Source organism: Acetobacterium sp. (assembly GCF_041752335.1).
In the GTDB taxonomy this organism is placed as follows: domain Bacteria; phylum Bacillota; class Clostridia; order Eubacteriales; family Eubacteriaceae; genus Acetobacterium.
Map to the genome: position 1 here is coordinate 48,346 of NZ_JBGSHG010000073.1, position 22,257 is coordinate 70,602.

The 22,257-nt window shown below is 47.9% G+C and carries 19 protein-coding genes and 1 pseudogene; 13 read left to right on the plus strand and 7 right to left on the minus strand.

The genetic code is table 11. The features are described 5' to 3' along the window. Window positions 1-82: 82 nt before the first annotated feature. From pdxA to ACEW8F_RS09445, 12 genes and pseudogenes are all read left to right on the plus strand, one after another. Complete coding sequence (gene pdxA / locus ACEW8F_RS09390) at window positions 83-1,087, plus strand: 4-hydroxythreonine-4-phosphate dehydrogenase PdxA (RefSeq protein WP_373483215.1); 1,005 nt, start codon at window positions 83-85, stop codon at window positions 1,085-1,087. A 143-nt stretch (window positions 1,088-1,230) separates the two neighbouring features. Next, window positions 1,231-4,380, plus strand: a complete 3,150-nt coding sequence (locus tag ACEW8F_RS09395; protein ID WP_373483216.1) for an EAL domain-containing protein — start codon at window positions 1,231-1,233, stop codon at window positions 4,378-4,380. A gap of 43 nt (window positions 4,381-4,423) precedes the next feature. Next, window positions 4,424-7,483 carry an EAL domain-containing protein gene (locus ACEW8F_RS09400; RefSeq protein WP_373483217.1) on the plus strand — a complete coding sequence of 1,020 codons (3,060 nt, stop codon included), beginning with the start codon at window positions 4,424-4,426 and terminating at the stop codon, window positions 7,481-7,483. A gap of 34 nt (window positions 7,484-7,517) precedes the next feature. Next, complete coding sequence (locus tag ACEW8F_RS09405; RefSeq protein ID WP_373483261.1) at window positions 7,518-8,057, plus strand: CoA transferase; 540 nt, start codon at window positions 7,518-7,520, stop codon at window positions 8,055-8,057. 42 nt (window positions 8,058-8,099) lie between these two features. Then, window positions 8,100-8,462: an AMP-binding protein gene (locus tag ACEW8F_RS09410; protein ID WP_373483218.1), complete on the plus strand. Its 363-nt coding sequence runs from the start codon at window positions 8,100-8,102 to the stop codon at window positions 8,460-8,462. Between the two features lie 163 nt (window positions 8,463-8,625). Next, window positions 8,626-8,802, plus strand: a complete 177-nt coding sequence (locus tag ACEW8F_RS09415) for a hypothetical protein (RefSeq protein WP_373483219.1) — start codon at window positions 8,626-8,628, stop codon at window positions 8,800-8,802. Window positions 8,803-8,973: 171 nt separating this feature from the next. Further along, window positions 8,974-9,320 (plus strand): annotated as a pseudogene (locus tag ACEW8F_RS09420) (acetyl-CoA C-acyltransferase); the annotation flags it as partial. 101 nt (window positions 9,321-9,421) lie between these two features. Then, window positions 9,422-10,297 carry an MBL fold metallo-hydrolase gene (locus ACEW8F_RS09425; protein ID WP_373483220.1) on the plus strand — a complete coding sequence of 292 codons (876 nt, stop codon included), beginning with the start codon at window positions 9,422-9,424 and terminating at the stop codon, window positions 10,295-10,297. Window positions 10,298-10,454: 157 nt separating this feature from the next. Further along, entirely contained in the window at window positions 10,455-12,320 is a 1,866-nt protein-coding gene (locus ACEW8F_RS09430; protein WP_373483221.1) for a glutamate synthase-related protein, read from the plus strand. Window positions 12,321-12,397: 77 nt separating this feature from the next. Further along, window positions 12,398-13,039, plus strand: coding sequence for an ABC transporter permease (locus tag ACEW8F_RS09435; protein WP_373483222.1), 642 nt, complete (start codon window positions 12,398-12,400; stop codon window positions 13,037-13,039). Beyond that, window positions 13,036-13,920, plus strand: coding sequence for a glycine betaine ABC transporter substrate-binding protein (locus ACEW8F_RS09440; protein ID WP_373483223.1), 885 nt, complete (start codon window positions 13,036-13,038; stop codon window positions 13,918-13,920). The genes ACEW8F_RS09435 and ACEW8F_RS09440 overlap by 4 nt, the downstream gene beginning before the upstream one ends. Before the next feature lie 4 nt (window positions 13,921-13,924). Next, window positions 13,925-14,878: an ABC transporter ATP-binding protein gene (locus tag ACEW8F_RS09445; RefSeq protein ID WP_373483224.1), complete on the plus strand. Its 954-nt coding sequence runs from the start codon at window positions 13,925-13,927 to the stop codon at window positions 14,876-14,878. Window positions 14,879-14,981: 103 nt separating this feature from the next. Here ACEW8F_RS09445 and ACEW8F_RS09450 read toward each other — a convergent pair whose 3' ends face one another. From ACEW8F_RS09450 to ACEW8F_RS09480, 7 genes are all read right to left on the minus strand, one after another. Beyond that, window positions 14,982-16,196, minus strand: coding sequence for a cation:proton antiporter (locus tag ACEW8F_RS09450; protein WP_373483225.1), 1,215 nt, complete (start codon window positions 16,194-16,196; stop codon window positions 14,982-14,984). Continuing rightward, entirely contained in the window at window positions 16,186-16,539 is a 354-nt protein-coding gene (locus ACEW8F_RS09455) for a P-II family nitrogen regulator (RefSeq protein ID WP_373483226.1), read from the minus strand. The genes ACEW8F_RS09450 and ACEW8F_RS09455 overlap by 11 nt, the downstream gene beginning before the upstream one ends. A gap of 123 nt (window positions 16,540-16,662) precedes the next feature. Then, complete coding sequence (locus ACEW8F_RS09460) at window positions 16,663-17,382, minus strand: amino acid ABC transporter ATP-binding protein (protein WP_373483262.1); 720 nt, start codon at window positions 17,380-17,382, stop codon at window positions 16,663-16,665. A 9-nt stretch (window positions 17,383-17,391) separates the two neighbouring features. Next, window positions 17,392-18,081, minus strand: a complete 690-nt coding sequence (locus ACEW8F_RS09465; protein ID WP_373483227.1) for an amino acid ABC transporter permease — start codon at window positions 18,079-18,081, stop codon at window positions 17,392-17,394. 173 nt (window positions 18,082-18,254) lie between these two features. Next, window positions 18,255-19,046, minus strand: coding sequence for an ABC transporter substrate-binding protein (locus ACEW8F_RS09470; protein WP_373483228.1), 792 nt, complete (start codon window positions 19,044-19,046; stop codon window positions 18,255-18,257). 547 nt (window positions 19,047-19,593) lie between these two features. Next, a complete protein-coding gene (locus tag ACEW8F_RS09475) occupies window positions 19,594-20,460 on the minus strand; it encodes a CPBP family intramembrane glutamic endopeptidase (RefSeq protein ID WP_373483229.1) in 867 nt (288 codons plus the stop codon). A gap of 96 nt (window positions 20,461-20,556) precedes the next feature. Continuing rightward, window positions 20,557-21,675: a helix-turn-helix domain-containing protein gene (locus ACEW8F_RS09480; RefSeq protein ID WP_373483230.1), complete on the minus strand. Its 1,119-nt coding sequence runs from the start codon at window positions 21,673-21,675 to the stop codon at window positions 20,557-20,559. Between the two features lie 253 nt (window positions 21,676-21,928). Between ACEW8F_RS09480 and ACEW8F_RS09485 the strand changes: the two genes are divergently transcribed. Beyond that, window positions 21,929-22,252: a cupin domain-containing protein gene (locus ACEW8F_RS09485; protein ID WP_373483231.1), complete on the plus strand. Its 324-nt coding sequence runs from the start codon at window positions 21,929-21,931 to the stop codon at window positions 22,250-22,252. The last annotated feature ends 5 nt before the right edge of the window (window positions 22,253-22,257 follow it).

Here is a 22,257-nt window from a genome sequence, read left to right on the forward strand (position 1 = left end):
AGAAATAAAACCTACTGCTATTTGCCATCTGAATGAGATTATGGGATAATCAGCTTATCGCATTTTAGACAAGGAGAACAACATGAATAAACCAATCCTGGCAATTCCGATCGGCGATGCCGCCGGCATCGGCCCGGAAATAACGGTGAAAGCCCTGGCCGATAAGACCGTTCACGAAATGGCCCGATTAGTGGTGGTAGGAGACAAAAAGGTGCTGCAACAAGCGATGGCCTTTTCAAAGGTGATCCTGACCATCAATTGTATCAGCGATCCCCGGGAGGGCAACTATGTCCCTGGGGTACTTAATCTGATTGATCTCGATAATATTGAAATGAAGCAATTGAAAATGGGCGCAGTTCAGGCGATGACGGGGAAGGCTGCTTATCAAACCATTGAAGCAGCCACCCGGCTCTGTCTGGATAAAAAAGCCGATGTCCTGACCACTACCTGCATCAACAAGGAATCCCTGCAATCGGCCAGGGTGCCCCATATCGGCCATACCGAAATGATCGGGGCCTTAACCGGGACTAAAAAGCCACTGACGATGTTTCAGGTTGATGCGCTCCGGGTCTTTTTTCTGAGCCGCCATGTTTCGCTGCGGCAGGCCTGTGATCTGGTGACTCAGGATAATATGGCAGCCTTCATTGATCAGAGTGTGGCGGCGCTAAAAATACTGGGGGTGAGCAATCCCCATCTGGCCGTTGCCGGCCTTAATCCCCACAGTGGCGAACATGGCCTGTTCGGCCGGGAAGAGGTGGAGGCGGTGATGCCAGCGGTGGCGGAAGCCCGGCAACGCGGCGTCAATGTTGATGGGCCGATTGGCGCTGACAGTGTTTTTTATTTTGCCTTAAAAGGGAAATACGATGCGGTCTTATCGCTTTACCACGATCAGGGCCACATTGCTACTAAAATGGTGGATTTTGAAAAAACCATTTCCATTACTCTCGGGATGCCGATCCTCAGAACCTCGGTGGATCACGGGACGGCCCTGGATATTGCCGGGCAGGGCATCGCCAGTCCGGTGAGTTTAATTGAAGCGATTCGGCTGGGGGCCGAGTACGCCCCATATTTTAATCAGAACCATTAAAATCATTCCAATCCCACCGGACTATTCACGTTAGGCAACTGCATTACGGGTTGAGCCTGGACTGAAGATCCAATTGATTATCCAGCCGCTTAATAGTATAATAATAAATATTAGACCTGATCAAATATTTTCGAGGAGGACAAATGACGCTGCAGAATATCATATCCATGACACTCTATCTGACATTTGTCGTCTATGTTATTTTTGGAACCTATAGTTTGACCCTCAACATCGAGTCCAGACTCAATCGGGTGTTTGCCTGTCTCTGTTTTTGTTTTGCCCTGTGGGGCTTTTCTTTTGCCGCCATCAATTCTTCACTCACCAGTGAAGAAGCGCTGTTATGGCGACGAATGTCGGTGTTGGGATGGGGCGTAGCCTACAGTATTATGCTTCATTTCGTTATTATTCTCACCGAATCGAACTGGAGTCGACCTGAGAAAAGGCCGATGTTGATGACGGTGCTTTACCTGCCGGCGCTAGTGAATGCAATCACCTTTTTAATTTACAGTATGCCTGAAAATGGACATGTTCAAATGGTCTATTCCCCAGCTGGTTGGATCACCACAACTAATGTTATTTGGTATGACCGGATGTTTTTAGGCTATTATCTGAGTTTTTCCCTGACCGCCATGATATTACTTATCCAATGGTATAAACAAACGGATAGTGCGATTAACCGTAAAAAAGCCCGGGCAATTCTTTTGTCCTTTCTGGTGGCTTTGGTTTTAGGAACCCTGACCGATCTTATCACCGTCAGTTTTTCAAACGTTCAGCTACCGTCTTTGGCCCCGGTGATCACAATGATACCGGCAGTTACGATTTATTGGATCATCCGTAAGTATGGTCTGATGCTGGCGCCCCAGAATGAAAATGAATCGCAACAGGAAGGAATAATCCTCAGTACGCTCAGCCGTACGAGGCTTTTTAAGTATGTCAGCATTGTGCTGATTATCGGGAGTATCCTGAATTTCTATGGCCGTATCAGCACGGGCGATAATTGTATCACTGGGCTGTTTTTAAGTTTTACGCTGGTCCTGATGGGAGCCTTTGTGATGGGTATTCCTTATCTCTTCGTGTCCATCACAACTCAGGAAAATGCCCTGGGTTGTTTTCTGGTAGTTTTACTGCCGATGGTGATGCTCGCTCATTATAATGCCGATTTCAGGACCATCATCTGGCCAATTCCAATTTTTTTTATGATGCTTACCGTTATTTTTAATAATAAAAAAATATTTTTGATGCTGGGCGTTTTGAGTCTGCTGATGGAAGTGGTCTTCTGGGTGTTAATGCCAGATTTATGGTTGCTGGTTGACAGCCGGCTCTATTTTTACCGGCTGCTGTTCTACGCAATTGGGATTGGAATGACGGCCATTATCACCCAGATATATGTGTTGCGACTGCAGGAAAACAGCAAACAGGATGCCTTTCAGAAAATGATTTCGCGATTGTCAGCTGATTTTGTCACCATGAACCGGATCAATTTTGATGAAAAGGTCAAGCAGCTGCTCAAAGAAAGTGGGAATTTTACCAGCATCGACCGAGTCTATCTTGGTCGAATTTCCGAGGATGAAAAAAACCTGGTTTGCAGCCATGAATGGGTGAGTGAAGGGATAATCTCACTGATGGACGAGACAAAAAATGCTGGGATCACGGCAGGATCCTGGCGGATGGGGCAAATTATAAAGAATGAAATTGTCGATATTTCTAGTCCCAATCAGCTTCCTGCAGCGGCTGAGGAAGACCGTCTGTGCCTTAAAAAGGCAAAAGTCCGGTCTCAGATCCTCGTTCCCATTCAGAGCAATAACAGTATTATCGGTCTGCTCGGATTTGATGAGGTCCGTGGCAGCAAGGTGCGACGGGTAATCGACCCGGATTGGCTGAGAGTGCTGGCCAATATTCTGGCGGATGCCATTGCCAAGGTGGAAACCGAACATGATATGAATTATCTGGCCTACTATGATCCGCTTACGGGGATTCCCAATCGGACCTTGTTTTATCGACGGCTGGAGCAGGCCATTGAGCTGGCCAGGCAGACCGGCAAAAATTTGGGTGTGATCTTTATTGATCTGGATGGCTTTAAAGAAGTCAATGATACCTTGGGCCATGACTGGGGCGATCAGCTTCTGAACCGGATTGGGAAGCGGCTGACCGATTGTCTTGGTGAAGCTGATCTGGTGGGGCGGTTTGGCGGTGACGAGTTTTTGATTATGGTGCCCCAGGTTTCTAAACACCGGGAGCTGGAAATAATGATCGAAAAGGTGATGTCGATTTTTCTTCGTCCGATACTGGTGGCCGAACAGGAACTCTATCTTTCCGGCAGCGGTGGGATTGCCATTTATCCGAGAGATGGGGAAGATGTCAATAGCCTGATTAAAAATGCCGATCTGGCCATGTATGCGGCCAAGAAAAGCGGCAAAGGGCGGATAAGCTATTGTTCCAGGGAAATGAAAACGGCCGTCCAGGAAAAGATGATGCTGACCAATAGTCTCCATCGGGCCCTGGAGAATCAGGAGCTGTTTCTCCATTACCAACCCCAGGTTTCGGCACAGACCCATGAGATCACCGGGTTTGAAGCCTTACTGCGATGGAACCATCCGCAACGGGGGATTATTTCGCCAGAGCTGTTTATTCCCCTGGCTGAACAAAGCGGACTGATCAGTGCCATTGGCGAATGGGTATTGCAGACCGCCTGTGCCCAGAATAAGGCCTGGCAGGATCAGGGGCATAAGCCGGTCCGGATGGGTGTGAATCTCTCAGTGGAGCAGTTTCGCAGTTCTAATCTGGAGCCTATGATCCAGCACTGTCTGGAAGTCACCGGGTTGGAACCCCAGTATCTGGATCTGGAAATCACCGAAGGCATTGCCATGAAAACCTCCCAATATGTGGTTTGTCAGCTTTATGCATTAAAAAAACTGGGAGTAGCCATCAGTATTGATGATTTTGGTACCGCTTTTTCTTCGATGAGCCGATTAAAAGATTTACCGGTGGATCGGATCAAAATCGACCGGCAGTTTATTTGGGGAATTGGTGAGAATCCCCGGGATGAAGCGGTGATATCGGTAATGATTCATCTGGCCCGGGAACTGGAACTGGCGGTTACCGCCGAAGGCGTGGAAACACCCGCCCAGTTAGCCTTTCTAAAAGCGGAAGCCTGCGATGAAATCCAGGGTTTTTATTTCTCAAAACCAGTTTCAGCTAAGGCTATTCAAACGGATATTTATGAGAATCATTTTTCGATGATAAAAAGTAATTCCGGATGGGATAAAGCCCGGGCGGATGAAGTGCTTTTTTAAGTGAATATAAAAAATCTCGGATGATGACTGTTGAGGGGATGAAATGCTGAAAAATCAAATATCAATGCTATTCTATTTAATTTTTGTCCTGTATAGTTGTCTGGGATTTGTTAGTCTTTTTCTCAACAAAAAAGAGCGGCTGAACCAGGTTTTTTTCTGGTTATGCATGAGTTATGGGATCTGGTCCTTTGCTTTTGCCATTTCCAACTCGTTAAGTGATCTTCAGGAGGTGTTGATCTGGCGCCGGATTGCGGCGCTGGGATGGGGCAGCGCCTTTAGTTTGATGCTGCATTTTATACTTGTTTTAACTGAAAAGCAAAAACTGCTGGCAACCCCAAAAACTTATGTGGCCCTTTATTTGCCGGCGGTCATTACCATTTTGGTATTCGCCCTGATTCCGGATCTGGCCAACGCCCAGTATAATCTGATTCAGACTCCCTCCGGTTGGGGAAATATTCCCATCAACAATGGCTGGGACATGTTCTATAATCTTTATTATCTAAGCTTTTCGCTGATGACCCTGGTAGTTTTGTTAAAATGGTATCGGACTTCTTCAGACCGGCAAAAGCAGCAACAGGCCTTTTGGTTGATGCTGGCGTTTTCGGTCGGACTTGCTTTGGGCACTGTCTCTGAAATGCTGGCAAACAACATATTAGCCTTTAAGATCCCTTCCATTGCTCCGATTATCATTCTGATTCCGATGCTGGCCTTTGCCTATGATATCAGAAAATACCAGCTGATGGTTCCGGTGACAGCCGCAAAAAAAGTGAAGCTCAGCGAAATTCTCAGTCATGATGCCCACTTGACCCTGTTCCGGGCGACGGCAATTATTTTTGTGGTGATCAGTATCCTAAATCTCGGTCACTTTTTTTTACAGCCAACCGTGTTATGGCCGGTGTTTCTGGTCAGCACTGCTAATCTGGCGCTGGGTCTCAGTATTTACAGTTTGCCATATTCCGGTTTAGCAATTGCGCAACAGGATCAAATTCTGACGGTGATGATGGCCGTTGCCATTCCTTTGGCCCTTTTTAAACCGATGGGTAATCTGGCTAACACGGTATGGGCAGTGCCGCTGATTTTTATGATGATTACCATCATTTTCAAACGGCAGAAAATGCTCGTACTTTTAGCAGCAGTAACGCTGATTTCGGGGATGATCATCTGGTTATGGAAACCGGATCAGTGGGCCCATATCGGCCCGGCTGATTATCTGGCCAGACTTTTTATTTGCGTTGTAGCCATTCATCTGGCTGGTTATACCAATCGCATTTATATTGCCAGACTCAAAGAAAACGACCGACAGATTGGCTTTCAAAAAATGATCTCCCAGGTCAGTACCCATTTTGTTTCGGTGTCAGCCTGCAACTTTGACGAAAAGATCCGGGCTTTATTAAAAACAAGCGGAGAGTTCACCAATTCAGATCGGGTTTATGTGGGACAGTTTATCGAGGAAACCGGAGAATTCTTTTGTTTGGGCGAATGGCTGGCTGATGAGACACTGCTCAAGGTGCAAAAATCCGGCAATATTCAGTCATTGGGCTTTTCATGGTTTATCAATAAGCTTTTACAGAATGAGCTGGTTTATGTGGCAAGCCGAGATGAATTGCCCGTTGCAGCAAAACTTGAAAAAGATGCCATGAAAAAAGATGGGATTCAGTCGCTCATTCTTATTCCCATTCAGAGCCGCGAAAAGATCATCGGTTTTCTGGCCTTTGATCAGATTACAAAAGACAAATCCTGGCGGATGGATGACCCGGAACTGTTGCGCGTACTGGCCAATATTCTGGCTGATGCCATCGGAAAGATTGAAAACGAGAAAGAAATACATAACCGGGCCTACTATGACAACCTGACCGGCTTACCCAACCGGATGCTGTTTCATCAACGGCTGGAAAAGTCCATCGCTGTAGCGAAGGCCGGTGGTGATTCGCTTGGGGTCATTTTTGTGGATCTGGACGGATTCAAGGAAGTCAATGATACCATGGGTCACGATTGGGGCGATCATCTGCTTTCTCACATTGGCAGACGTTTGTCGGATCGGCTCAGACATTGCGACTTCATGGCCCGGTTTGGCGGTGATGAGTTTCTGATTCTGGTGTCGCAGCTGAATCATCAAAGCGAATTGGTGGCGGTGGCCAATCAATTGATGTCGGTGTTTCATCAGCCTGTGAGTCTGGGAGAACAGGAATTTCACATTACTGGCAGTGGCGGCATTGCTATTTTTCCGGAAGATGGCGAAACCGTCCAGGAATTGATTAAACATGCCGATCTGGCCATGTATGATGCAAAAAAAAATGGCAAGGGTCAGGTCGTTTTTTGTTCAGAAAAGATGAAAAGGGACATTCGGGAGAAGATGATTTTAACTAATAGCCTGCATCGGGCCCTGGAAAAACAGGAGTTTTTTTTGGAGTACCAGCCCATTATGGATGCCCAGGGATTGGAAATGCAGGGATGTGAAGCCCTGCTGCGATGGGCCCATCCGGATTTGGGAGTGGTATCACCGGCGGTGTTTATCCCCTTGGCCGAGCAGAACGGTTTGATGGCGGCGATTGGTGAATGGGTGCTGTTGAGGGCCTGTGCCGATAACAAATTCTGGCAGGATCGGGGCTTTAAACCGCTGCCGGTGTCGGTGAATCTGTCGATGGATCAATTTTGTAGCGATCTGCCAAATAGGGTCATCAGTTATTTACAGCAAACCGGCCTGGAGCCCCGATTTCTGGAACTGGAAATCACTGAAACCATTGCCATGGAGGACTCATCGGAGGTGATCGAGATCTTGCAACAGCTGAAAGACTATGGTGTGCGTGTTAGCATTGATGATTTTGGTACCGAGTTTTCTTCATTGAGTCGGTTAAAAGATCTGCCGGTGGACGGCATTAAAATCGACGGTTCCTTTATCTGGGGCATCGGGACGAATTCCAAGGACGAATCAATTATTTCAGTGATGATCCATCTGGCTAAAAAGTTGGGGCTGCAGGTAGTGGCTGAAGGGGTGGAAACCGAAGCGCAACTGAAATTTCTCCTAAAAAAGGGCTGTGATGCGGTGCAGGGCTATTATTACGGCCGACCGGCGGCTCCTGATGCTCTTAAATGGGATAAATAATTGAATGATCATAATGAGATGAAGAGGCCTCCACATTTGTGGAGGCCTCAGACAGTTAACGAATCGTAGTTACCAAAATTATGAAACCAAAGACGGTGATTGGATGCTGATTGTTGAGCCCTTATGGGATTGGAAATATAAAAAATATCTGGAATTTTTAGACCTTGAACAGTACCTGGAAGATCCCCGGTTTACCTCGTTTAGAGGGGCGGCCATTCATGTGGCTGAGTTAATTCCAATTTTTGCAGAGGCTTTCAAGAAAAAAACGACGGCTGAAATCAAAGCATTTTTTATCAAGAATGATATTGTTCATGAGCGACTGGTTAACCCCAGTGAATTGTGTGAAGATCAACAGGCCTGGGATAATGGTTATCTCCGGGAGGTTGAATTCCAAAACGGCAAAAAAAAGGTGATGCCCAAGGAAGCCATTCATTTCGCCAGCATGGATGAACCGGCCTACACCCTGGCCCCAGATTTAGGCCAGCATTCAAAAGAAATCCTGTTGGTGGCCGGCTACAGCGAGGCGGAAGCGGAAGTATTCATTGCTACCAAGGCGGTGATTCAGCATCCCTGACAGCAGCCAGATTAGCGAAACGAAAATAAAGAAGGTGGCAGAATGGAAAGAATCAATGACGGCTATTTTATCTCCCTGTTAAGCATGTATAAAAAGAATATTTCGCCGGACCGGGAGGTCTTGTTCGACTATGATAATAACCAGCATTATACCTATCAAATGCTGGAAGACCGGGCCAACCGGCTAGCCCGGTTTTTAATCCGACAGGGATTGAAAAAAGGCGATCGGGTGGGATTCTGCAGTTATAATTGTGTGGAATTTATTGACGCTTTTTTCGCAAGTTGCAAGACCGGGATTATCATCACTTCTTACAACTGCCACTTGAAAAAAGACAAGCTGCTGGATCTGATGGATAATGAAAGGCCTAAAGCGCTGTTATATGATCAAGATTCCCCGGTATTTTGAAGTTATCGATGGGATTCCCAAAAACCAGGTTGGCAAACGCGATCTGGAACAGATTAGAACGATTTACGGCTGATCCGCAGCACGTGCGAAACCAAAAAAAATCGAACAAAGTTGATGGCAGTTTCGCAATTACAGCAATAAAAATTAATTGGAGGTATTTAACATGACAAAGAAAAAATCAGTATTATTTAATCCCCAGACCTTTACGGGGGAACGGTTTGATGAACGCACCAACACCGCCTTCCAGGATAGCATTAAGTTTTTTGAGTATAAAGGACTTGCGGAAATCAGAAAAGATGCCGAAGCCAAGATCTGGTGTCACGACTGGATCGAATATTAGAGCGAACACGGCATCTTTGCCACGATGTTGACCGCCGAAGGTTACGGCGATGACCCCACCGCCCGGTTTGATTTATCGCGGATTTGCACCATGAGCGAACTGCTGGGTTTCTACTCCGGCAGCTATCAGTATGCCTTCCAGGTTTCGATTCTTGGCGTCGGCCCGGTGTGGATGGGTGACAACGAAGCCCAGAAACAGGACCTGGCCCCGATTGTGGCCATTCCCAAGGCCCTGAAACTGGCCGGGATCACGAAAGAAGATCTGGGTCTGATTGAACTCAACGAAGCCTTTGCGTCCCAGTCGCCGGCCTGTGTCCGGGAGCTGGAGCTCAATCGGAACTGGTTAATGTCAACGGCGGGGCCATTGCACTGGGCCATCCATTAGGGTGTACCGGGGTCTTCCTGACCACCAAGCTGGTCGCTGAACTTAAGCGTCGCAAGGCCAGTCCCTTTGGCGTCGTGAGCATGTGCATCGGCGGTGGCATGGGGGCCGCCGGGGTTTATGAGATTATCAGGTAAAATAAGATTACATCGGGTATAATAAATTAAATCAGGGTGTGTCTCCGGCGAGTGGCTGGGGGTGCCCCTGCTTAATACGTTTAATAGACAGGAGACCGGAAATGGCTTTAAAGCATATCAGTGGGAACACTTTTTACAGCGAAGGGGACACCGATATTGGCGTTTGCGGCGATGTGTTGATTGATACGGATATCAATCCGCTGCATCTCAAAACGCTGTTGACGGATTTAGCGGGGCAAGGAATGACAATCGATACGATTTTAAATACCCACGCCCATCCGGATCATTTTGGCGGGAATGCCTATGTGGCCCAAAAAACCCGGGCTAAAATCAGGGCGACAAAGAAACAGGCCCTTTTTATGGAAGAGCTGCGCCTGCTGGAACTGGTGACCTATTGTGCCAAGGCGCCCAGTTTTGAATCCGACTACAGCGTCCGGGATATTCCCGCCTGCCACGTTGATGAAATCATCAGTGACAAAGGGGTTGTGATTCATGGCCGGCAGTTTGATTTTACCCCGCTGCCGGGTCATGCCTTACATCAGATTGGCATTGTGACCCCCGATGGGGTGTTATTTGCCGGTGATGTACTGATGGCCGACGAACAGATTGACAAGTATAAGATCCCGGTGATCGTCGATGTCGCCCAAGCTTTTGCCGATCTGCATTTTATTGAGCAGGGTGATTACCAGGCTTGCCTCTTTGCGCACATCCCGCTTTTAAATGACTACCAGGCCTTAATTGACCGCAATCACGCCCTGCTGGAAGAACTGGGCGAACGGATCCTGGCGATCTGTCAGGTGCCGATGGGCCGGGAAGCCATTACCGGGGCGTTGTCAAGGGACATGGAGCTGTATGCCTCCTTTATTCAGTTTGGTCATGTCAATATTACCGTCGGGGCCTATCTGACCTGGCTGGGGGATCAAAACCTGCTGGAATATATCATGGCCGACGGAATCATGAAAGCCGTCAGAAAATAGCAACAGCAAATCGCAAAAAAAGACCTTTTCGATGGAGAGGTCTTTTTTTTTATGGGGAGCAATCGATGGGAACAAGAATCTCGGACCGGCTTGTTTGAAGCTGGCATTTTAGGGTATAAATCAAATCATCAGGGAAAAATGAGAGGTGATTACTAAGATGGCAAATAAAAAGCTGATTCGGGTTTCGAGAGATGGGCCCTATGTGGTAACCGGTTTGCCGGAGATTCAGGAATCCACCACCAGAAATGTGGCGGTGGCGGATCCGGCGGTGGCCTTGTGCCGTTGTGGGGCGTCAAAAACCAAACCTTTTTGCGATGGCAGCCATGGAAAAATTAATTTTTCTGGCGAAAAAAGCCCGGATCGGGTGCCCCGGCAACTGGATACCTATGTGGGTCAGGAAATTACCATCCATGACGACCGGGGGATTTGTTCCCATGCCGGTTTTTGCACTGATGGCTTGCCCAAAGTTTTTCGGATGACCGAAGAACCCTGGATTGATCCCGATGCAGAAGCCAAAGAGCGGATCATTGAAACCATTAAAAAATGTCCTTCCGGGGCCTTAAGTTATTCCATTGATGGGGTGCGGGTTGATGCCTTTAGTGATGTCGAAGCCATTCAGCTGGATGAAGACGGCCCCTACCATGTCCGCGGCGGGATTTCTTTGGATCTGGGCGATGCGCCGGCGTCCGAGCAGCCCGAATCCAAAGAACATTGCAGTTTATGCCGCTGTGGTCAGTCTAAAAATAAACCCTTTTGCAGCGGCCAGCACTGGTACGAAAAATTTGTTGATCCGGGCATGGTTGGCGAACTGAAAAACCAGGATGAAGAGGGTGACCCGTTCAATAACAAATATGCCATCATTAAAAAACTGGCTGAAACCGGTAAAAGTGAAAACTCGGCGATGCGAACGCTGGAGACCTTCCCGGATTTTAAGACTCTGCTTTTTAAAGGCACCCAATTACAGCGGATGCCCTTAAATGAAGAAGTGGCGGTCAGTCTCCAAACTGTCATCGGAAAAAAAGCCAAAAAGCCGTTGACCCTGGCGCTGCCCTTTTACGTATCGCATATGTCCTATGGCGCCTTGTCGAAGGAAGCCAAGGTTGCTTTGGCCAAGGGCAGTAGTCTGGTGGACACGGCGATGTGTTCGGGTGAAGGGGGGATGCTCCCGGAATCCCGCCAGGCCGCCTGCCATTATATTTATGAACAGGGGACGGCGGCGTTTACCTATGATGAAGCGATTATGAAACAGGCGGATGCGGTCGAAATAAAAATCGGCCAGGGTGTCAAGCCCGGTTTGGGCGGGCATTTGCCACAGGAAAAGATCACCGCCGAAATTGCCAACATCAGAAAGCTCAAGGCAGGCGAAGCATCGGTAGCACCCGGTCGGCTGGCCGGGATCGATGAAATTCGGGATCTCGTGGTGCGAGTTGCCCGGATTCGGGAAATAACCGGTGGCGTTCCGATTGGTATCAAAATTGCCACCAGTCATCTGGAAGCAGATCTGGCGATGGCCCTGATGGCCGAACCGGATTTTATCACCATTGACTGCCGGGGCGGCGCCACCGGTTCAGCGCCGAGATTTCTCAAAGATAATGTGGGGATTCCGACCATTTTTGCCATTCGTCGAGCCCGGCGCTTTTTGGATAAGTTAGGTAGTGAGGTAACCCTTTGTGCCACCGGTGGGTTTCGTGACAGTGCGGACATTGCCAAGGGCTTGGCGCTGGGAGCTGATGCCATTGCCCTGGCGACAGCCTCGCTGATAGCCATCGGCTGCCTGCAGTCGCGGATCTGTCATACCGGAAAATGTCCGGCTGGGATTGCCACCCAGGATGAAGTATTGCGGAGCCTCTTTAATGAAGAAAAGGCACTGCGTCAATTTACGAACTTTTATACCGCCACCGCCAATGAGCTGGAGGTTTTTGCCCGGACCAACGGCCGGGATGATATTCACCAGCTGGCCGTCAGTGATTTGATGACCATCAGTCATGAGGTCGCACAATACACCGATATTGAGCATGTTTAAAAATCTGCCTGGATTTATCGCGGTCGCTGACGACGGAGAAAATAATTTCGAACACTATGAAAGAGACGGGAATGCCCATGGAATTCATTAAAAATTTAGGCGAATTGCTGCAAACCCGCAGTGACTTTTTTATTGAACTGCTGCTCCAGCATATCGTGCTCAGTCTGATTGCGATTGTGATCATTACGGTGGTGGGGGTTACCACCGGGATTCTGATTTCCAAATCACAAAAAGCCGCCAGTGTGGTGATTGGTCTCACCAACGTGCTGTATACGATTCCCTCAATTGCGATGTTCGGTTTTTTTGTCTCGATCACCGGCATCGGCAATACCACCGCGATTATCGCTTTGGTGATTTATGGACTGCTGCCGGTGATTCGCAATACCTATGTGGGCCTCACTGAGGTGGATGATCAGATTCTCGAGGCGGCGGTGGGGATGGGCAGCACCCCCTGGCAGCTACTGTCAAAGATCCAGTTTCCCCTGGCGCTGCCGGTGATCATCGCCGGGATCCGTAATATGGTGGTGATGACCATCGCGCTGGCCGGGATTGCGTCCTTTATTGGTGCCGGCGGACTGGGCGTGGCGATTTGGCGGGGCATCACCACTAATTTTGATGAAATGACGGTGGCCGGTAGTTTGCTGGTGGCCTTACTGGCTTTTGTGGCTGATGGTTTATTAGGAATTGTAGAAAAAAGATTATTAAGGAGGACAAAATGAAAAAGTGGATAGGTTTAGCATTAATCGTCGTACTGGTTTTTTTAGTGGCCGGTTGTCAAACCGAGGACAAGAAGGTGGTTATCGCCTCAAAACCAATGGCCGAAAGCTATATTATCGCCGAAATGATGGGTCAGCTGATTGAAGCCAATTCTGACATCAAGGTGGAGTATAAAATGGGCATTGGCGGCGGAACCTCAAATATTCAGCCAGCCATGGAGGCCGGTGATATCGATATGTACCCGGAATATACCGGTACCGGCTGGCTGTTTGTGCTAAAAAATGACATGGTGACCGATCCGGAAGCGCTTTACGAAGGGGTCAAAAGCCAGTATCAGGAAAAATACAATTTTGTCTGGCTGGATCGCTATGGCTTTAATGACACCTACGCGTTGGCAATGGATAAAACCAAAGCCGATAGCATGGGGATTAGTACCTTCTCGGATCTGGCCGCCCAGAGTGGCAGTCTGGTGCTGGGCTCGGAATATGATTTTTATGAACGGGAAGATGGCTATCCCGGACTGGTTACGGCCTATGGTTTTAATTTCAAAGAAACCAAAGAACTGGATATCGGTCTGAAATATAAGGCCATCGGTGAGGGCCAGGTGGATGTGATCAATAACTTTTCCACCGATGGACTACTGGCCGAATATGATTTAAAGGTGCTAAAAGATGATAAGAACTTTTTCCCGGCTTATGAAGCGGCCACTGTGATCCGTCAGGAAACCCTCGATAAGTACCCGGAACTGGAAGCGATTCTTAACCAGCTGGCGGGGCTGATCAGTGATGAAGAAATGCAACAGATGAATTATTATGTCGAAAAAGAAAATCGGGATGCCGGTGACGTCGCCGCTGAATTCCTGAAAGCCAAGGGCTTGTTATAATCCGATGATCGAGTTTCGTGATGTCAGTCAGCAGTATGAAGCAGAAAAACCGATTATCCGGCATTTGAGCTTGAACGTTTCACAGGGTGAGTTTGTGGTGCTGATTGGCCCATCAGGATGTGGTAAAACGACCCTGTTAAAAATGATGAACGGCCTGATCAAGCCAGACAGTGGGGAAATCCGGATCAAGGGAAAAGACCTCAAAGAGTGGGATCCGATAACCCTGAAACGCAACATCGGTTATGTCATTCAGCAGGTTGGGCTGTTTCCCCATTTGTCGATTGAAAAAAATATTGCCTATGCCCTGGATATCCAGAAGGTCAGCGAAACGGTGAAAAAAGAACGGGCCCGGGAGCTGATCCAACTGGTTGGACTCGAAGAAAATTATCTGGCTAAATATCCCAACGAATTAAGCGGCGGCCAGAAACAGCGGGTCGGCATTGCCCGGGCGCTGGCGGCGGATCCGGAGATTATTTTAATGGACGAACCTTTGGGAGCAGTCGATCAGATTAACCGGGCGGTGCTCCAGGATGAAATCATCCGGATTTATCAAACCCTGAATAAAACCATCGTCTTTGTTACCCACGACATTGAGGAAGCCATCAAGCTGGGGACCAAAATTGTGGTGATGAATCAGGGCGAAATCATGGAAATGGGTTCTCGGGACACCATTGTTTTTCATAGCAAAAGTCATTTTGCCGATGACTTTATCGGCAATAAGGGCTTTTTATCGTATTTAAACATTGTCAAAATTGAACAGGTGGTTTGTCCCTTTGATGGCATAAATGACAATATCTCCGAACAAGATATGACCCTCTGGGTAAATGTGGCGGAGCCGCTGATTGTCGGCATCCGGATGTGTCTGGAAAACGGCGTCAATCATATTGGTGTCCGGGATGCTGCCGGCCAAGTCGTTGGCGCCTTTGATCTGGGCTGTTTGTCGCGGCTGAAATTTTAAAAGACAATCAGGTCTTTGAATTAAGAGGAAGATGATGCAGGAAATAAATTAAACAAAGGCGCTGTTTCCCTTTTGAAAAATTGGAAGCAGCGCCTTTGTTTGTTTAAGAATGAATTTTGGGAGATGTTAAAGGTTTGGCCTCCGGAAGCGTGATCTCGCCAGCTTTGACCAGGGCATATTTGGCGGCAATCGGACCGATCACGGAATAAATGAAGGTGGAACTTAAAATAACCACCTGGATTTGCTCGGCATAGAGGGGCACCAACTTGGCGGCCACCACCACCAGCCCTAAAGCAACCCCGGCCTGAGGCATTAAGGTTGGTCCTAGGTAATTGCAGATACTTTTGCTTTGATGGGTCAGTCGTCCACCCAACCAGGAGCCGGCCATTTTGCCGATGACCCGGACAACGACATAGATGATCCCGATTAGTCCAATCGCCGGTAGGGCGGAGACCTGGAATCCCGCCCCGGAGATGACAAAAAAGACCATGAAAATAGGGGGCGTAAAGGCGTCCGACGTTTTTAGCAGAGTATCGATATGGTCCCGGTAAATATTGACCAGCACACCGCCCAGGGCCATGCAGGCCAGCAGCGGGGAACCATGAAGCAAATCAGCGACCCAGTAGGTCAGCAGAATAAAAGCGATCACAATGCAGATTTGATTGGAGGGTTTTTTGAAAAAACGGAAAAACAACTTCATCAGAATACCCGCCGCAGCACCTAGAATAAATGAAATAAGTACCTCATAAAAGGGCGCCATGATCGAGAGGAGTAAACTGGTTTCGACGGTTGAATTCATGGTATTGACGATGGTGGCGGCAAACCCAAAGGCGATCAGTGCAATGGCATCATCAATCGCGACGACACTCATCAGCATCGAAGTCAGGGGGCCTTTGGCATCATATTGCTTGATCACCATGATGGTCTGGGCCGGAGCGGTAGCGGCGGCAATGGCCCCCAGCATCAGGGAAAGCTTGGGATCAAAACCGCACAGCAGCAGCACCAGGGTAACCAGAATCACGGCCAGCAGGGCTTCGGCGGTGGCGATCACAATCGGGGCAATACCGACCTTCCGGAAATAGTTGAGGTCAAACTGGCTGCCGATGGAAAAGGCAATAAAGCCCAGGGCAACATCGGCGATCACCACAAAATCGTTGACCATATCGATGGCGATGACGTTGAGAAAGGAAGGTCCCAAAATGAGTCCGGCAATCAGGTAGCCAGTGACATTGGGCATTTTAAACTGTTTGGCCAGTCGTCCCAGCAGGATTCCGGAAAAAAGCATAATCGCGATTTCAATAATGAGTTTAGCTTCCAATTGAGCACAGACCTTTCGCAAAATCGACAGGGATCGTGAAGACTATGCCCGAATCCGCTTCGTCCAGACTGGCTACCGTGGCTTCAATCACTTCGATAACCTGGCCTATTTTTTCATCTTCGAGAATGACAAAGATAACATTACCTTGAGCCACGTCAGGATTGAGAAAGGACCGCAGCGAACCAAGAATCGGGATTTCGTCGGCATCATGGAGATGGCTGAGGTGTCGGGCCATGCCCCGGCTTTCCAGGACTGTTGCACCGCATATTCGATTGGACGCCAATGCCGCCAGCAGTACATCCAGTTTATCCGGCTGGCTTAAGACATAAACAAGTAACTTCATTGATTTCCTCCTCTGTTGATTGTGATTGAAATTGGTACTACTATCAGTATAACACTTAATCCCCGGCAGATCAAAAGAGATTGGTTAACAGTCTTGACTTATGGGCATTGGCAGAAAGCAGTTTTATATCAGAATCTGACCCAGAAAGTTCTGTAAGCGTTCGTTTTCCGGGCGATCAAAAATGTCTTCGGGGGTGCCTTCTTCAGCAATCTGACCGTCATGAATAAAGATGACCCGATCCGCCACCTCTTTGGCAAAGCCCATTTCGTGGGTTACAATAATCATCGTCCGGCCTTCTTTGGCCAGGTCATTCATGACCCCCAGGACTTCCCCAACCAGCTCCGGATCCAGGGCTGAGGTGGGTTCGTCAAAAAGAATCACCTTTGGTTCCATCGCCAGAGAGCGGGCAATCGCCACCCGCTGCTGCTGGCCACCGGAAAGCATGGCCGGGTATTCGTCGGCCTTATCGAGCAGGTTGACCTTTTCAAGCAGCTCCATGGCCAGGGCCTTAGCTTTTTTCTTATCCATTTTTTTAACCGTAAGGGGGCCTTCCATCACGTTCTGAATGACCGTCATATGGGGAAAAAGATTAAATCGCTGAAAGACCATGCCCACCTTTTGACGGATTTCATTGATATCTTTTGGAGCCACTAGTTGTCCATCGATGTATATTTCACCCTCGTTTTTTTCTTCCAGGAAATTGATACAGCGCAGCAGGGTGCTTTTTCCCGATCCACTGGAGCCAATCAGACAGACGACCTCGCTTTCGTCGACGGTTAAATCGATGCCGCGCAAAACTTCCAGTTCGCCAAAATACTTGTGTAAATTTTTTATTTCGATCATGCTCATTATTTACCTCTCATTTACTTTTAATTTTTGTTCGACCATACTTAGAATTTTAGTCAGTCCCATGGTAATAATCAGGTAGTAGACCCCGGCGGTGAAATAAATCGGGAAGACATTAAAGGTGGCGGCACCAAACTGGCGGGCCAGCAGCATCGTTTCGGTGATGGTAATGACACTGGCCAGGGAAGAGTCCTTCACCGCAATGATAAACTGATTTCCCAAAGCCGGGACGGAGCGCTTAAACGCCTGGGGCAGCACGACCCGTTTCATCGCCTGCCATTTGGTCATACCCAGGGAACGGGCGGCTTCCCGCTGGCCATAGTCGATGGATTCAATGGAGCCCCGGAAGATTTCACTGATATAGGCGCCGTTATGCAGGGCCAGAGCAATGATCGCCGAGGGGAAAGAGTCAATCATAATGCCCAGGCTGGGGAGTCCATAAAAGATAAAATACAGCTGCAGTAATAGGGGGGTTCCCCGGACGATGGTGATATAGACGTCCATGATTTTTTTAAGCCACTTATACTTGGACAGTTTTAATACGGCCACCACCAGACCGATAATCATCCCCAGGATGATGGAAAAGAATGCCAGCTGCAGGGTTAAGATGACCCCGGGAATAAATTTCGGGGCAAATTCGACAACGGTTTTAAAAAATTCGATACTATTATTAGTTAGATTTATGATCGCATCCAATGGGATACCTCCTGTTTTTTGAATCATCATAAAATGATGACATCCGTATCGTCTCTACAAAAAGATACGGATGTCACAGTTTTAGATTTGGTTTAAATTCAGATAATGGTGATTCGTATTCAAATGGGTTCAGGCAGTTCGGTTCGATACCGGACTGCCTGAATAATAAGTTTCTATTTTTCAAGAATATTCATGCCAAACCAACGATTACTTATTTCAGCATAGGTGCCATCGGCAATGATCGCAGCCAGGGCCTTGTTGACGGCTTCCAGCAGCTCGGTGTCATCCTGACGAATGGCAATGGCAATGCTTTCGGTATAAAGCAGATCACCGACCGGCTCAATAGCGACGCCATAATCAATCGGAGCGCGAGCACCTACGACCTTGCTGGTGACCAGGCCATCGGAACGGCCCTGATCAACGCTTTTGAAATTATCAACATCGCTTTGGAACTGGAGCGTTTCAGCAATGTTGTTCATGCCTTGCAAATATTCATGGAAGGTGGTACCGGTGACGACGCCAACCTTGCCATTCTCCAAGTCGCTAATACTGTTTAATCCGGAACCGGCTTTAGCAAAAAACTGCGCTCCGTCATAATAGTAGGGATCGGTAAAATTAACCTCTTTAAGCCGTTCTTCCGTCACCGCCATACTACCGATGATCATATCAAAACGATTACCGGTCAGACCGCCGATGATACCGTCCCATTCCACGGTAACGGGTATTGCGGTAACACCCATTTTTGTGGCGATGGCATGGGCGATTTCAATGTCAAATCCGGCCAGATCACCATTTTCATCGATATAGTTAAAAGGTGGATAGGCACCAGTCATAGCAAAGGTCATCTCACCCGTTTCCATAATCTTTGAATAGGTGTTTTCGGCGCCGGATGCTCCGGAACATCCACTTAAAACACCAGCCAACAACACACCTAAAACCATTATCATTAGTTTTTTCTTTTTCATTTCTTCCTCCTTGATCAGGCTAATCGATAGAATAAAAATTTTCTTGCGATATTTTTTATAACCTGTTGGTATTGATCTATATTGAACAGGGAATGAATGGCTTCCATTAAAGAAGTATCAAAACCCGGAAATATCTGCAACCAATGGAAAAGGTCTTTTTAGAACAGTAAAATTTATAAAAAAAAGGGCACTCCAACTCTGAAAATACAGAGTTAGAGTGCCCTAGCTTCGCTATAAAAAATAACTCACAATATACCATTTGTGACAAAAACGTCCAATAGTATAGTGTATGACCTCTCGATCCTACACAAGCCCCAGTTCCATAAAAATGTTTTTTTATACAGATTTCGTTTATTAAGCTCCCGGCTTACACATTTCCACGTCTCTCAACACGTAAACAAGCTCACCAGAAAAACTACTCAAAGTATATACTTCACAACTTTATTGGGTACATTATATCAAAGCTCTATCATTATGTCAACCTAAAATCATTTTTAAAATATATATGAGGCATAACGGTATTATTTTAGTGTGTTTTTTATTGTTATTAAGCGGTCTTTTTTTTACCTGCCCAGAGAAAAGAAAGGATTCCCACAACGATCAAACCGCTGCCGCCAATGATCCCGGTGGGCAGGGGCCCGATGAAGGGGCTGGGGGTTCCCAGGGTAAACCAGATTGATATTGCCGCAAAGCCGTTCAGGGAACCATGGGCGATGGCGGCTGGTAAAAAGCTTTTAGTTCGGATCGCCAGTAATGAGAAAAAGGAACCAATCACTAAACAAAAGAACACCATGGCCAGAATGCCGCCCCAGGGTGCGGTAGGATAGCCGGTACCATAATTATGCCCCATGGCAATGATGGGGGCATGCCATAAACCCCAGATGATCCCGGAAATGACAATCGCTATCCGGGGGCTGACCATTTCCATCAGTTTGGGCAGCAGATAACCCCGCCAGCCGATTTCCTCACCAGAGGTAGTAATAATATTGAGCAGGGGGGCCAGGAAGATGCCCAGCAGCAACTGGGTCAGAAAAATCGTAAACAGAGAACCCTCCGGCAGGTCGATGCCCTGAGCCGCGTAGATCCCGGCCATCTGACTCATGGTGGGGTCAAACTGGTCGGGAAACACCAGAAAATAGATCAGGCCTCCCAAAGCAATCAGTAGCGCCGGGCCAAACCAGGCCGCCAGATAATAACGAACATTGCCTTTAAAGTGGGGCTTCAGGCCAAAGTCCTTAAACCCTTCTTTGGTAATCAGCCGGGTTGCTACTACCGCAATGGCTGGCATCAGCATCACCGCCGAAAGCACAAAGATGGCGTAGCTGCTGGCCAGTCCGCCATTAGCCATTAAGGCGAATTCCAGGGTCCAGGTCAGAAAAAAAGCGATTCCTAAAAAAATTCCAATTCGTTTCATTGATTGTCTCCTTCACAAGTTAAAAGTTTTGGGTGATTAGCTAATTAATATTCGTCGAACAGGGTCACAATTGTTTAGCGCCGACGGCAGTGAGGCTTACGGCACTTTGGTTAAATGCGCTTCCAATTGCTTAATCAGATCGAGAAAGCGGCGGTCTGATTTAATAAAGTCAAAATGGGGGTTAGCCACCAGTCCATCGAGCATGCTTTGCTTGATGACCTCCTCGCTGCGGGGGGCGCCCACCCCCAGGTCGAAATCCTCAAACCAGGGCTGGATGGCGTCAAAATAGTCGTCGCCATGAAGGCTGTAGGGGAAAAAATCAGAAACGCAGACCTGGGTGTAATCGGCCAGATAATTAAGGGCGGTGTCGGCATCCTGATGGATGGCATAGACCTGGGCGGCGGCGTAATAAACCTGGGCCATGGTATTGGGGTGGAGGGCCTCCAGATCATAAAGTTTGGCCACCCCCAGGGTGCGGGTCAGAATCGATTCGACCCGGTCAAGATCACAGGCGTTTAAGATCAGATAGGCAGAAGCCGTGGAAACAAGAAACAGCAGATGCTGATAGATACTGATCTGCAACACCTGTTTGGCCTTATCCGGGTTACCCGCCATCTGATAGGCCTGGGCCAGCATTTCGGTATCGGTGGGGAAGGGCCGGACGGTTTCACCGATTAATTCCATGAGTTGAGCGGGCTGGTTGAGCATCAGATAGCAGGTACCTTCAACCGATACCGCATCCCGGGTCAGAATCCGGTCATTGCTTTCGATTCTGATCCGCTGACACAGTGTGACCGCCTTTTCCAGCATCGCCCGGGCGCTCTCCTGTTCAGCTGCCAGCATATGATGGTTGGCCAGGAGCACCGCCATCTGCAACAGCAGCGGAAAACAGGAGTAGTATTTTTTTATAATGGTTTCGCATTCGGCCAGCACCTCAGCCACCGGTCTGGCGGCAAAATCATCAGCCAGCCGATGATACAGGGCTTTGATATCGGCCGGAGTCAACTGTGGAGAATAGCCCATCAGGTCATCGATGCTGATATTAAAATAGGCACCAAGCTGGGGCAGGAAGGTAATATCCGGGTAGCTCTGGCCGGTTTCCCATTTGGATACCGAGGCCTTGGAAACCCCAATATAAGCTGCCAGATCTTCCTGGGTCAGGCCCTTTTCGCGACGTTTGGCGACAATGACTTTGCCAATATTGAGTTCTTTCATTTCATCACCTCAACATGATTATAAAACTTTTTAAAAAAAATCACAATGGATTTGCAGTTGATTCTGGTTAATAAAATCAACCAGTGAGTGATTTAGTGAAGATCGCAATCGAGAAGGATAAATCGACGAGGTTAAATATTCCTTGGTTCTGACTAAATAATACTAGTCATGACCGATTTAAAATGGTGACACTCGGGTATAAAACTAACATGAAAGCATCCGAAAGATGACAGAATCGCAAAGGAGAAAGACAATGGTTGAGCAGATTTTCAAATTGACAAACGGCAATGACAAGGTGGTGGAAAAGGTTATTCTGGATGAAAATCTTCATTATATGCATGTGATTATTAATCAGAGCGATGGATTTCCCGAGCATTATACTAATGCTGTGGTGTATATGACGGTGGTCCGGGGGATTGTTTCGCTGCAGCTGGATGATCAGGATTATTACGCCTATCCGGCCGGCACGCTGCTAAAGATTCCCTTTCATACCAAAATGGTTCTCAATAACTTCAATCCGGAAACCCTGGAGCTGATTTTGATCAAGGCCCCGCCACCGGATGAGCTGGCCGAATAACGGGA